The organism is Bacillus sp. C-3-6 (assembly GCF_054509685.1).
Genome location: NZ_CM137247.1, coordinates 1,709,130 through 1,723,104 on the forward strand (window position 1 = coordinate 1,709,130; position 13,975 = coordinate 1,723,104).

Here is a 13,975-nt window from a genome sequence, read left to right on the forward strand (position 1 = left end):
GAATAATCATGGCAACATTAACTGAAGTTAAAAATGGTGTTCGAATTGAAAAAGATTTTTTAGGTGAAAAAGAAGTACCAAACTATGCATACTACGGCGTACAAACAATGCGTGCAGTTGAAAATTTCCCAATTACAGGATACAAAATCCATGAAGGCTTAATTAGAGCGTTCGCAATTGTAAAAAAAGCAGCAGCACTTGCGAATACAGATGTAGGAAGATTGGAATTGAACAAGGGTGGCGTAATCGCAGAAGCTGCTCAAGAAATTCTTGATGGAAAATGGCATGATCATTTCATCGTAGATCCAATTCAAGGCGGAGCAGGTACTTCAATGAACATGAATGCAAATGAAGTCATTGCCAATCGTGCTCTTGAATTATTAGGAATGGAAAAGGGAGACTATCACTATATTAGTCCAAATAGTCATGTAAACATGGCGCAATCAACAAATGATGCATTCCCAACGGCGATTCATATCGCAACGTTAAATGCATTAGAAGGCTTATTACAAACGATGGGTTATATGCACGATGTATTTGAATTAAAAGCAGAACAGTTCGATCATGTGATTAAAATGGGTCGTACACATTTACAAGACGCTGTGCCAATTCGCCTTGGACAAGAATTTAAAGCGTACTCTCGTGTACTTGAACGTGATATGAAACGAATTCAGCAATCACGTCAACACTTATATGAAGTGAACATGGGAGCAACTGCAGTTGGTACAGGCTTAAATGCAGACCCAGAATATATTGAAGCAGTTGTAAAACATTTAGCTGCAATTAGTGAACTACCACTAGTTGGTGCAGAAGACTTAGTAGATGCAACGCAAAATACAGATGCATACACAGAAGTATCTGCAGCACTGAAAGTATGTATGATGAATATGTCTAAAATTGCGAATGACCTTCGCTTAATGGCATCAGGTCCACGTGTTGGTTTAGCAGAAATTATGTTACCAGCTCGTCAACCAGGTTCATCTATTATGCCAGGGAAAGTAAACCCTGTTATGCCAGAAGTTATTAATCAAATTGCGTTCCAAGTAATAGGTAATGATCATACAATTTGCCTTGCTTCAGAAGCAGGACAATTAGAATTAAACGTTATGGAACCAGTACTTGTTTTCAACTTACTGCAATCGATTAGCATTATGAATAACGGTTTCCGTGCCTTTACAGATAATTGCTTAAAAGGAATTGAAGCGAATGAAGATCGCTTAAAAGAGTATGTTGAGAAGAGTGTAGGGATTATTACAGCCGTGAACCCTCATATCGGTTATGAAGCAGCAGCTCGCGTTGCGAAAGAAGCAATCGCGACAGGGCAATCCGTTCGAGAACTTTGTGTGAAAAATGGTGTACTGTCACAAGAAGACTTAGAGTTAATTCTAGATCCATTCGAAATGACGCACCCAGGGATTGCAGGAGCAACTCTTTTAAAGAAAAATTAAAAGGAGAGGGGGGACAAGCCTCTCTTTTTTGTTTACAATATAGAAATGCTATATATGAATAGAGGTAGGGATGTTATGAGCAAGTTTACAGTAGCTTCTAATGGTGCATTAGAAACCACATTAAGAGGAGCAGAAGTATTATCAACACCACTTTTAAATAAAGGGGTAGCTTTCACACAAAATGAAAGAGAAGAGTTAGGTTTAAAAGGGTTATTACCGCCAGCGGTTTTAACGTTAGAAGAACAGGCACGCCGAGCATACGAACAATTTAGTTCTCAGCCGGATGATTTATTAAAGAATGTATACTTAACTGCGTTACATGATCGAAATGAAGTATTATTTTATCGTATATTAACAGATCATTTACGTGAAATGTTACCGATTGTATATACACCAACTGTCGGTGTAGCAATTCAAAGATATAGTCATGAATATCGTAAACCACGTGGTGTTTATTTATCGATTAACGATCCATCAGGTATTGAAGAAGCATTCACCAATATTGGTGCAACAGCTGAGAACATTGATTTAGTCGTTGTAACAGATGGAGAAGGCATATTAGGAATTGGTGACTGGGGCGTTGGTGGTATTAACATTGCAATCGGAAAGCTAGCTGTTTATACGGCCGCAGTTGGAATCGATCCTAGCCGCGTATTACCGGTAATTTTAGATGTAGGTACAAACCGTGAGGAACTATTAAACAATCCATTTTATATTGGAAATCGTCACCCTCGTATAACAGGTGAAGCTTACGATGAATTTATTGATACGTTTGTACAAGCGGTAAATAAACAATTCCCGAAAGCACTTTTACATTGGGAAGACTTTAGCTCTCGTAACGCACGAAAAATTTTAGATAAATACCGTCATGACGTTTGTACATTTAATGATGATATTCAAGGTACAGGTGCAGTTTCACTTGCTGCTGTATTATCAGCGGTGAAAGCTTCTGGTGTACCACTGAGTGAACACCGCGTTGTTGTGTTTGGCGCTGGTACAGCTGGAATCGGTATCGCAGATCAAGTAAGAGATGCAATGGTCCGTGCTGGCTTATCAGAAGAAGAGTCACATAATCGTTTCTGGTGTATTGACCGAAACGGATTAGTTACAGATAACATGGAAGATCTTCTTGATTTCCAAATTCCGTACGCAAGAAAAGAAGCAGAAGTAAGTGAGTGGAAAGAAAATGATGTGATCGGACTTGCAGAAGTTGTGAAACATGTAAAACCGACAATTTTAATTGGTACGTCTACTGTTGCAGGTGCATTTAAAGAAGAGATTATTAAAGAAATGGCTTCTCACGTAGAAAGACCAATCATTTTACCAATGTCGAATCCAACGCCGCTTGCTGAAGCAAAACCAGCAGATTTAATCGAGTGGACAGAAGGAAGAGCGTTAGTTGCAACAGGAAGTCCATTTGAACCAGTTACATATAACGGTGTAACGTATGTGATTGGACAATCAAATAATGCACTTATTTTCCCAGGGCTTGGTCTTGGAACAATTGTAGTACGAGCAAGCGTCATGACGGATGGAATGTTCGCAGCGGCTGCTGAAGCAGTTGCAAGTATGGTAGATACAAGTCAGCCAGGAGCACCTATTTTACCAGAGGTCGAAGAATTACGTAATATCTCAGAAATGGTTGCAATTGAAGTAGCGAAAGTTGCAGTTGCAGAAGGTGTTGCAAGAGTGAACTTAAGTGATAACGATATCAAGATGGCAGTGCAAGAAGCAATGTGGAAGCCAGAGTATCGCCAAATAAAAGCGGTAGAAAAGGTTAGAATATAGAAAAAAAGCCCGTTTATAACAATAAGCGGGCTTTCACTTTTACTACTGAAAAAAAGTATAGGAAGTGTCACCTTTGAATTGGAATCAATTATGGAAGAAAGATATGTCCCTTTTAATTATATTAATGGTCGTTGTTCCGATTGCTGGGGAGCTGAACTTTCATCCCTTTAATGATACGTTTCGAGTTAGCTTCGGTACACCGCTATTCTTCTTTTTATTATTATTTTTAAGAAGAGTACCAGCAGGAGTTGCAGGTATTCTTGTTGGTATATCTGTAGTCTTATTCCGAGTATGTCTTGACTGGATCATGCAAGGTTCATTTCATATGACAGAATCATTTTATTTGCGTTATCCTGTGTTCTTCTATTATTTTATTTATGGCAGTTTTTTTTCGCTTTGTAGGGTAAATAAGTTCCATCAGAAACCAATCATTATTGGATGCCTTGGAATTTCAATTGAAATTGTTGCAAGTATGTCAGAACTTGCGTTTTATCACATGTTAGTACTAGGTACAACAATAACGATTTCTGAAGTGAATAAACTTATTATTATTGCTATTTTTCGTAGTTTCTTTGCACTTGGTTTTTTAAATATGATGAATTTATATGAAACGAAATTAAAAGAATCGCAAGTTCGAAAAGAAAATGAAAATATGTTAATGCATCTTTCTAATTTATATGTGGAATCTGTTCATTTGAAAAAGACGTTACAAAATGCGGAGTTAATTACACAAGAAGCATATCAACTATATCGAAATTTACAAGTAAGCGCTGATTCAAGTAGTAAAACAGCATTGAAAATAGCGGGGGAAGTGCATGAAATAAAAAAGGATAATCAAAGGATATTTGCAGGGTTATCTAAACTGTTATTAGATAAAAATGTGGCTGAATATGTAGAAGGACATGAGTTAGCAGAAATGATTGTTAGAATAAACGAGAAGTATGCTGAAATGCTAGAAAAGGATATACGTTTTTCTAAACATATAGAAGGTGAGCATGCTGCATACCATGTGTATACAGTGTTATCAATTTTTAATAACTTAGTTGCGAATGCAGTTGAAGCAATTGAAGATAAAGGTTTCGTTATTATTAAGCTATATAAAAGAAATCAGCATATATTTTTTGAAGTAATTGACGATGGGCCTGGTATTACACAAAAGTATAAGAAATTAGTATTTAAGCCAGGATTTACTTCTAAGTATGATCAAACGGGAACACCGTCAACTGGTATTGGGCTTTCTTACATAAATGAAATGGTAACAGAGCTAGGCGGAGAAGTGAAATTAGAAGACCGAGAAAATAAAAGAGGATGTAAGTTTATCGTTTGTTTACCGGAGGATAGTTTAAAGCGGGAAGGGGAATAGATTTGTTTTATTATATCGTAGACGATGATGAAGTTTTTCGTTCGATGCTTTCGCAAATTATTGAAGATGGAGATCTTGGAGAAGTAATTGGTGAGGCGGATGACGGAGCTTTTATTGAAGCCGATCAACTAAATTTTAAAAAAGTAGATATTTTATTTATTGATTTGTTGATGCCGATGAGGGACGGAATTGAAACAGTTCGTCACATTGCGTCAACTTTCACGGGGAAAATCATTATGATTTCTCAAGTGGAATCGAAGCAGCTTATAGGTGAGGCATATACACTTGGTGTAGAATATTATATTACAAAACCATTAAATAAAATCGAAGTTGTATCTGTTGTACGCAAAGTGATGGAGCGTATTAGATTGGAGCGTTCTATACATGATATTCAAAAATCATTGAATAACGTGTTTCAGTGGGAAAAACCGCAATTGCGTACTGAACCAGTGCAAGAAGGAAAAAAGATAGGGGATTTAGGACGCTTTTTACTATCAGAACTCGGTATTGCGGGAGAGAATGGAAGTAAAGATTTACTTAGTATGCTGGAATATTTATATGGTCAAGAAAAGGCACAGACATTTGAGTTTGGCTTTCCTGCGTTAAAAGAAATTTTTCATCATATTACGATAAAGAAATTAGGGGATCTAGCTTTAGGTGCGGATATTGATAAAGAGAAAAAAGCGTCTGAACAAAGAGTACGTCGAGCTATTTATCAGTCGTTAAATCATTTGGCTTCTTTAGGACTAACAGACTTTTCAAATCCAAAATTTGAAAGCTATGCTCCAAAATTTTTCGATTTCACCGTAGTTAGAAAACGGATGACAGAAATGACGAAAGATGAACTCGCATCTTCTGGTCATACGCGAATTAATACGAAGAAGTTTATTCAAGTGTTGTATTTTGAGGCGAAGAGGTTGATGGAGATAGAGTGAAGAAGATGCTTATAAATAAGCATCTTTTTTTGTTAAATCAACATTTTATATTTTCTCGTGGAGCATGTAAAATGTTAAGTAAGAGAAAATGGTTTTATATTAAGGAAGTGTCAAAGCGATGAGTTTCACATTGAATAAATCGATTATTAAAGAAGTGTGCGGAGAGACCTCATATAAAAGAGGTGAAACCTATTATAAATCAAATAAAGTGATAATAGATCATTACGATGAAAATAAAGAAATTTGTGAGGCGACAGTAAAAGGGAACGAGGATTTCCATGTTACAGTAGCAAAAGCCAAAAAGGGTGATGTTGTTGCAAAATGTAGTTGTCCTTCATTAGCGTCTTTTCAAACGTACTGTCAACATGTTGCAGCAGTATTAATACAAATAAACTATAATCAACAAACAGGTGGAATGAGCTCCACTAGTAACAGAAATGATCAATTGACAAGTGGTATGTTTCAGCTGTTTGCAGACAAACCACTGAGGCCAAAAAGTAAACAACACCGTTTTGATACACGTGAAATATTAGATGTTGAGTTTATATGTAGACCAGTAGCTACGAGAAGTGGTGGTGCTCTTCTTGGAATTCAATTGAAACTTGCCAAGGTGTATTTCATAAATCATATTAGAGAATTTCTTTCTAAGGTGGAGAAAAGAGAGTCTTTTCATTGTTCAAATGAATTTACATATACACCAGATGTACATAGTTTTAAACAAGAAACGGATGCAATTATTCAGCAGCTCATTAAAATGTATCATAACGAAAAAATGTATGAGGATGCGCTAGAAGTACATGCGAAACAAGATGAAAGTATGATATTTATACCACCAGCTTCATGGAAAGATATGCTCTCTTCACTTTCTAAAGTTGAATATGTACAGCTGAAACAAAATAAACAACTGTTTCAGGGATTACAAGTTTCAAAAGGTTTGTTGCCGTTACACTTTGAATTTACGAAGGGAAATAATGGCGGATTTACACTTCATATAGATGGTCTAAATCGTGTACAAGTTATGGATATGTATAACAATGCACTTTATGGTGGGAAATTATATCACTTACACATTGAAGATTGTATGCGACTTATTGAATTACAAAAGATGATGAGTCGCTCAAATAGTAATCAGTTTTATATTCCAGAAAGTAAGATGGAACATTTCGTCGCGAAAGTTGTACCAGGATTAATGAAGCTCGGAACTGTACACATTGATGAAGTAATATCGGATCGTGTTGAAACACCTTCGCTAAAAGCGAAATTGTATTTAGACCGCGTGAAAAATCGCTTATTAGCAGGTCTTGAATTTCACTATGGGAATGTCATGATTAATCCGCTAGAAGAGGATGGACAGCCGTCTGTTTTTAATCGTGATGAGAAAAAAGAAAAAGAGATTTTAGACATTATGAGTGAAAGTGCCTTTGCAAAAACAGAAGGCGGTTACTTTATGCATAATGAAGAAGCTGAGTATAACTTTTTATATCACGTCGTGCCAACATTAAAAGGTTTAGTTGATATTTATGCGACGACAGCAATCAAATTGCGAATTAGTAAAGGGGATGCAGTTCCTCTTATTAGAGTGAGAAGAAAAGAAAGAATTGATTGGTTGTCATTTCGTTTTGATATAAAAGGAATACCAGAAGCAGAAATTAAAGGTGTATTAGCGGCCCTTGAAGAGAAACGTAAATATTATCGATTGGCGAACGGTTCGTTTTTGTCGCTAGAGAGTAAAGAGTTTAATGAAATTAATCAGTTTATAAAAGAATCAGGTATTCGGAAAGAATTTTTACATGGAGAAGAGGTAAATGTTCCGCTTATTCGGAGTGTAAAATGGATGAACGGACTTCACGAAGGCAATGTTTTAAGTTTGGATGATTCAGTTCAAGAGTTAGTAGAAAACATTCAAAACCCGAAAAAATTAAAGTTTGCTGTGCCAAATACTTTAAATGCAGAAATGAGAAAGTATCAAGTATATGGGTTCGAATGGATGAAAACACTTGCTCATTACCGTTTTGGCGGTATTTTAGCAGATGATATGGGACTTGGAAAAACGTTGCAAAGCATTGCTTTTATAGATTCTGTTTTGACTGAGATTCGAGAAAAGAAACTGTCAATATTAGTCGTTTCACCATCATCTCTTGTTTATAATTGGTTTAGTGAATTGAAAAAATTCGCCCCGCATATTAGAGCAGTTATTGCAGATGGAAACCAAGCAGAGCGTCGGAAAATTTTGAAAGATATAACGGAATTTGATGTCGTAATCACGTCATATCCATTACTGAGAAGAGATATAAGATTATATGCAAGACCATTTCATACACTATTTCTTGATGAAGCACAGGCGTTTAAAAACCCTACAACGCAAACGGCAAGAGCTGTGAAAACAATTCAAGCTGAATACCGTTTCGGACTAACTGGTACACCTGTAGAAAATTCATTAGAAGAGCTATGGTCTATCTTCCATGTCGTCTTCCCGGAATTATTACCAGGAAGGAAAGAGTTCGGTGATTTAAGGCGTGAAGATATAGCGAAGCGAGTGAAACCATTCGTATTAAGACGATTAAAAGGGGACGTATTAAATGAGTTGCCAGAGAAAATAGAGCACTTACAATCATCGGAGTTATTACCCGATCAAAAGAGTCTCTATGCTGCTTATTTAGCGAAGTTAAGGGAAGAAACGTTAAAGCATTTAGACAAAGACACGTTACGTAAAAATAAAATTAGAATTTTAGCTGGTTTAACGAGATTGCGACAAATTTGTTGTCATCCCGCTTTATTTGTTGATGATTACAAAGGAAGTTCAGCTAAATTTGAACAGCTGTTAGAGATTTTAGAGGAATGTAGAAGTACAGGGAAGAGAATATTAATTTTTTCTCAATTTACGAAGATGCTTTCCATTATTGGTCGTGAGTTAAATCGACAAGCAATTCCATACTTTTATTTAGACGGGAGTACACCAGCGCAGGATCGTGTAGAGCTGTGCGATCGGTTTAACGAAGGAGAAGGAGATCTATTTCTCATTTCTTTAAAAGCTGGTGGTACCGGACTTAATTTAACTGGTGCAGATACAGTAATATTATATGATTTATGGTGGAATCCAGCTGTTGAACAACAAGCGGCCGATAGGGCGTATCGAATGGGACAAAAAAATACAGTGCAAGTTATAAAGCTAGTAGCTCAGGGAACAATTGAGGAGAAAATGCATGAACTGCAAGAAAGTAAGAAAAATTTAATCGCTGAAGTGATTGAGCCGGGAGAAGAGAAATTGTCCTCAATCACAGAGGAAGAAATTCGAGATATTTTAATGATTTAATATAAAAAAGCTATGCCTTCAAATTTATGAGGGCATAGCTTTTTGTTGTAATAATTATATTTTGTTTTGTACAAAGTAAAGAAATCAAATGTTATTTAAATTACTTCTTTGTACCTTTACTTTTGTATGGTTTGGCAGCTGCCTTTTTCTTTGCACTTGATTGCCAACGGTTCCATCCTTTACTTCCTGTACCTTGTCCTACACCTTTTTTCGGTTTTGCTTTCGTTTTACTCATATGATCACTCCGTTATATAAAAATCTTATTTGATAATAGTCAATGATTTAGAAAATACTCTTTATAAATGACTATGATTGCTTTAAGTAAAAATAAACTGCTTGAATGCTATAGTATAACATGAATTTGCAAGTAAACTGAAAGGAATTATAAAGAAAATGAAAATAATAAGAAATACTGCAGATTCTATATTCCGAACGATCACATTAATTGTTGTGTATATGTTAGTTTCGGTCAGTGAAACATTTTTTGGATTGACGAGGCAGAAAAAGTAAAGATGTTAAATTAACAACAATCAATAAAGCCGTAAAATAAAGAATTGAAAAACATTTTAAAACTTTTTGTTGACTTTCTTTATTTTTTGTATAGAATAATCATTAATAAAATGTTTCAGAGATGTGACAACAAAACGACTATGAAAGGACGAGTAGTAGTAGGACGTAGTTTAAGCGAGTCAGGGGTGGTGTGAGCCTGATACGAAGCCTATTATGAAGAACCTCCTGGAGTTGCTAACCGAAATCCTTTATAGGAAAGTAGACTTAGCCGGGAACTTCGCCGTTACAAGAAGAACAGTATCGAGATATTTCATCTCCGTATTGTATAAGTGAGCAACCTCTGTTGCTAATTTGGGTGGTACCGCGGAACCAAAGCCTTTCGTCCCAGTTTTTTGGGAAAGAAGGGCTTTTTTTGTTGGCTTCTTTTCACAACATCCAAACATTTTAGGAGGAAACCACCATGTATCAATCATTAATGACAGTAAGAGAGACTCAAATCGCAATTAAGGAAGTTAAAACATTCTTCGAGGACCAATTAGCAAAACGCCTTGAACTATTCCGCGTATCTGCACCATTATTCGTAACGAAAAAATCAGGATTAAACGATCACCTAAACGGTGTAGAACGTCCAATTGAATTTGATATGTTACATTCAGGAGAAGAATTAGAAATTGTTCATTCACTAGCGAAATGGAAACGATTTGCATTACATGAATACGGATATGAAGCTGGTGAAGGTTTATATACAAACATGAACGCGATTCGTCGTGATGAAGAACTTGATGCAACGCATTCCATTTATGTTGACCAATGGGATTGGGAAAAAATCGTTCAAAAAGAATGGCGTACTGTTGAATACTTACAAAAAACAGTACAAACAATTTATGGAATATTCAAAGATTTAGAAGATCACTTATTTGAAAAATATCCGTTCCTTGGAAAGTATTTACCGGAAGAAATTGTTTTCGTTACTTCTCAAGAATTAGAAGATAAATATCCAGAATTAACACCGAAAGATCGTGAACATGCAATTGCAAAAGAACACGGTGCAGTCTTCATTATCGGAATTGGTGATGCACTTCGTTCAGGTGAAAAGCATGACGGACGCGCAGCTGATTATGACGATTGGAAATTAAACGGTGACATTTTATTCTGGCACCCAGTACTACAATCTTCATTTGAGTTATCATCAATGGGAATTCGTGTTGATAGTAAATCGCTTGATGAGCAGTTAACGAAAACTGGTGAAGACTTCAAACGTGAGTATGATTTCCATAAAGGTATATTAGAAGACGTACTACCATTAACAATCGGCGGTGGCATTGGACAATCAAGAATGTGCATGTACTTCTTACGTAAAGCACATATCGGTGAAGTTCAATCTTCTGTATGGCCTGACGATTTACGTGCAGCTTGTAAAAAAGAAAACATTCATCTGTTTTAATAGAAGTGAGGGAATAGCTTAAATATAGAGCTATTCCCTCTTTTTTTAATTGTGTAAACGAATGGTTTACAGAGAGTTTTACTAATGGTTTCTTTCATTTATATCTCTTTTTATGTAATAATTTGTTAAAGGAGGGGACGTTATGAGCATAGGAGAGCAGCTAAAAAAACTACGAGAATCAAAGGGGTTTTCGCAAGAGGATGTTGCTAAAAAGATTGGTGTGACGAGGCAAGCAGTGTACAAATGGGAAAATGATAAAAGTTATCCTGATATTGATAATCTAATTTTACTAAGCGAAATGTACAATGTTACGCTTGATGAGTTAATAAAAGGGAAACAGAATATTAAAGAAAAAATACATATTGATGAAGAAGATGAGGATTTTGAGAAAGAGAATGATTTTGGCTTTTATATTGGGTTTGGATTGCTAATTATGAGTGCATTCATTGATTATGAAGGAATACAAGTATTTGTATTAGGAGTTGCACTATTCATGATGGTTTTTTATTCGAATGTGAAGAAAGTTATTTTGAATGAATATAGATCGTTTTTTCAAGAGAAAGAGTGAAAAGATATATGTGATAAAAAGTGAGAAGAGTTAGTTATATTTCCTAGGAAAGGGTATAACGAATATTTTCATTGTATTATAATGATTTTAGGATATCGGTAATATGAAAGCTATTTGGGTAGATCCTTGAAATCTATATGTAAAATGATAATAAAGTTATTTAATTTTAAAAGCTCAAACAAGCATAACCCCGTTCTAAAGCTAGGACGGGGTTCAAAATATAATAATAAAATCGCTTAAGAGTCTACGTTTTATTCAATGATAGTGCCTTTTTATAAAACGTCACTTGCTTATTTATTACCGAGTTCTTCCGCTAAACCGATTAAAATTCCTTCGACTCCACGAATGTAGCAGAGACGATACGAGTTCTCGTACTGAACTACTTCGCTAACGAGCTCTGCACCATGCTTAGTGAGTCTGGATACCATTTCGTCAATATCTTGAACGGTGAACATGACGCGTAGATAACCGAGGGCGTTTACAGGAGCTTTTCGGTGATCTGCTATAGTAGGAGGGGTGAGAAATCGCGAAAGTTCAATTCGGCTGTGGCCATCTGGAGTGACCATCATAGCAATCTCTACGCACTGAGAACCGAGTCCAGTTACGCGACCAGCCCATTCACCTTCGACATTGGCTCGACCTTCGAGATTCAAGCCAATCTCCTCAAAGAAAGAGATTGCGTCATCAAGGGATTCTACAACGATGCTGACATTGTCCATTCGTAGTAATTTGTTTTTTGCCATAGTCTTATCTCCTTATGTATAAAAATTTATTATTTAATCATCCTCATAATTATACTACTAAGTAGTTACAAATTCCTTTCAGTCAAAAACACCTTGTCATAGTATAGGAAAATGTGACAAGGTGTTTTTTTATATGTCATATAGCATCTTGTTAACGAACAGCTTTTATTTAATAGGAAGGAAGTAGATTAATATGATTTTTTTATAAGTGTTACTGAGCATATCAAATTAGCTCATTTGTACTAAAGGCCCAATTTTCGCCATAAATGATTGATGTAGCGCCTCAACCCCTGTTACTAAATGAAGGCGGTCAATAACGACAGACACTTTAATTTCTGATGTACTTACCATTTTAATATGAATATCTTCTTCTTTTAAAGTAGTAAACATATTTGCAGCGACACCAGGGTTAGATACCATGCCAGATCCTACGATTGATACTTTTGCTAAGTGATTTTCATGTTCTACAGATTCGTAGTGGAGAGTTTCTTGATTTTGTTCCAAAACTTTTAAAGTTTCTCTTAAATCATTCGAGTGAATGGAGAAAGAGAGATGTACAGTTCCTTCATTTGTAATACTTTGAATGATGATATCTACATTAATGTGTGCTGCTGCTAATGTAGAGAAAACTGTTGAAAGCGAGCCTTGTTCTAGTCCTTTAATTGTGACACGTGTAATGTTATCCTCAAATGCAATACCTTTAACGATTGATTGTTGTTCCATGTTACATTCTCCTTTTACAATTGTTCCGTTTTCTTGTTCCATACTTGAGCGAACTTCTAAAACTACGTTATGATTTTTAGCAAACTCAACAGCGCGCGGGTGTAATACGCCAGCACCGAGATTAGCAAGCTCTAACATTTCGTCATAAGAAATTTCGTCTAATTTGTAAGCGTCTTTTACAACTCGTGGGTCCGTTGTATATACGCCTGTCACATCCGTATAAATATCACATTTTTTTGCTTTAAGTGCAGCGGCTAGTGCGACAGCAGTCGTATCAGAGCCACCACGGCCAAGCGTTGTAATTTCATTTTCTACACTTATACCTTGGAAACCAGCTACGATAACAATTGTGCCTTCAGCAAGATAAGATTGAATACGATCTGTATGAATGTCAGTAATCCGTGCACTACTATGTACAGATTCTGTCGTAAGACCAGCTTGCCACCCTGTTAATGAAATTGCACGATAGCCTTTTGCTTGCAGTGCCATTGTTAATAATGAAATAGTTACTTGTTCTCCTGTAGATAGAAGCATATCCATTTCACGTTTACTTGGATTTTCTGTAATAACGTTAGCGAGTGCGACAAGTTCATCCGTGCTTTTTCCCATTGCTGAAACGACAGAGACAACGCTATGACCTCGTTCATATTCTTCAATAATTAAATTTGCTACATGTTGAATGCGCTCGACGCTTCCGACAGAAGTGCCACCAAATTTTTGAACAGTTGTTTCCATTACAAATTCCTTCTTTCGTCTATTTTTAAGAATAGATTAGGAAATATATAAATCCCAATACTCCTGTAGTTACCAGAAAGACAAACAAAAAACACCATCTCAAATAAGTGAGGATGGTGCTGTTACAGGAAAAGGGAAACAGAAAACGGAGCTAATAAAAAAACCGCCAAAAAAGGAATATCATAAAAAATGATATCTCTTTTTTGTAGATAGCTCTTCATACGTACACGTCTGTACATATGACAGTTCTGTTTCTATTCGAAAACAGCCCCAATTGATAAATGCAGAGAAACTTATCAATTTCGGCAATACTTCCTTTCATCTAAGTTCATAGACATCTCTGTGTCTCCATTAGAATACTCATAAGTATCGCAACCTCTATCTCACGTTTTAGGCGAGAGTGTT

The 13,975-nt window shown here is 36.0% G+C and carries 10 protein-coding genes, 1 riboswitch and 1 other annotated feature; of the genes, 7 read left to right on the plus strand and 3 right to left on the minus strand.

Going from position 1 to position 13,975, the window contains the following annotated elements; translation table 11 throughout:
- Nucleotides 1-8: 8 nt before the first annotated feature.
- From aspA to ACW0JX_RS08920, 5 genes are all read left to right on the plus strand, one after another.
- Nucleotides 9-1,448, plus strand: a complete 1,440-nt coding sequence (gene aspA, locus ACW0JX_RS08900; protein WP_000224200.1) for an aspartate ammonia-lyase — start codon at nt 9-11, stop codon at nt 1,446-1,448.
- 75 nt (nt 1,449-1,523) lie between these two features.
- On the plus strand, nt 1,524-3,236 hold the full coding sequence (gene malS, locus ACW0JX_RS08905; RefSeq protein WP_459245581.1) for an oxaloacetate-decarboxylating malate dehydrogenase: 1,713 nt from the start codon (nt 1,524-1,526) through the stop codon (nt 3,234-3,236).
- Between the two features lie 64 nt (nt 3,237-3,300).
- The gene (locus ACW0JX_RS08910) at nt 3,301-4,599 is read left to right on the plus strand and encodes a sensor histidine kinase (RefSeq protein ID WP_097821587.1); all 1,299 of its coding nucleotides are present in this window, start codon (nt 3,301-3,303) and stop codon (nt 4,597-4,599) included.
- A gap of 2 nt (nt 4,600-4,601) precedes the next feature.
- Nucleotides 4,602-5,534: a response regulator gene (locus ACW0JX_RS08915; protein ID WP_063547016.1), complete on the plus strand. Its 933-nt coding sequence runs from the start codon at nt 4,602-4,604 to the stop codon at nt 5,532-5,534.
- Nucleotides 5,535-5,652: 118 nt separating this feature from the next.
- On the plus strand, nt 5,653-8,847 hold the full coding sequence (locus ACW0JX_RS08920) for an SNF2 helicase associated domain-containing protein (RefSeq protein WP_459245582.1): 3,195 nt from the start codon (nt 5,653-5,655) through the stop codon (nt 8,845-8,847).
- Nucleotides 8,848-8,947: 100 nt separating this feature from the next.
- Here ACW0JX_RS08920 and ACW0JX_RS08925 read toward each other — a convergent pair whose 3' ends face one another.
- The gene (locus ACW0JX_RS08925; protein ID WP_000047588.1) at nt 8,948-9,082 is read right to left on the minus strand and encodes a DUF3934 domain-containing protein; all 135 of its coding nucleotides are present in this window, start codon (nt 9,080-9,082) and stop codon (nt 8,948-8,950) included.
- Between the two features lie 406 nt (nt 9,083-9,488).
- Nucleotides 9,489-9,747: a binding site (T-box leader), on the plus strand.
- Between the two features lie 70 nt (nt 9,748-9,817).
- Here ACW0JX_RS08925 and asnA point away from each other — a divergent pair.
- A complete protein-coding gene (gene asnA, locus ACW0JX_RS08930; protein WP_000284916.1) occupies nt 9,818-10,801 on the plus strand; it encodes an aspartate--ammonia ligase in 984 nt (327 codons plus the stop codon).
- A 142-nt stretch (nt 10,802-10,943) separates the two neighbouring features.
- Nucleotides 10,944-11,369, plus strand: a complete 426-nt coding sequence (locus ACW0JX_RS08935; RefSeq protein ID WP_063547018.1) for a helix-turn-helix domain-containing protein — start codon at nt 10,944-10,946, stop codon at nt 11,367-11,369.
- 290 nt (nt 11,370-11,659) lie between these two features.
- Here ACW0JX_RS08935 and ACW0JX_RS08940 read toward each other — a convergent pair whose 3' ends face one another.
- Both ACW0JX_RS08940 and ACW0JX_RS08945 read right to left on the minus strand, forming a co-directional pair.
- Nucleotides 11,660-12,112, minus strand: a complete 453-nt coding sequence (locus tag ACW0JX_RS08940; RefSeq protein ID WP_459245583.1) for a VOC family protein — start codon at nt 12,110-12,112, stop codon at nt 11,660-11,662.
- A gap of 228 nt (nt 12,113-12,340) precedes the next feature.
- Nucleotides 12,341-13,570: an aspartate kinase gene (locus ACW0JX_RS08945; protein ID WP_459245584.1), complete on the minus strand. Its 1,230-nt coding sequence runs from the start codon at nt 13,568-13,570 to the stop codon at nt 12,341-12,343.
- Between the two features lie 202 nt (nt 13,571-13,772).
- A riboswitch (Lysine riboswitch) is annotated at nt 13,773-13,959 on the minus strand.
- Nucleotides 13,960-13,975: the final 16 nt, after the last annotated feature.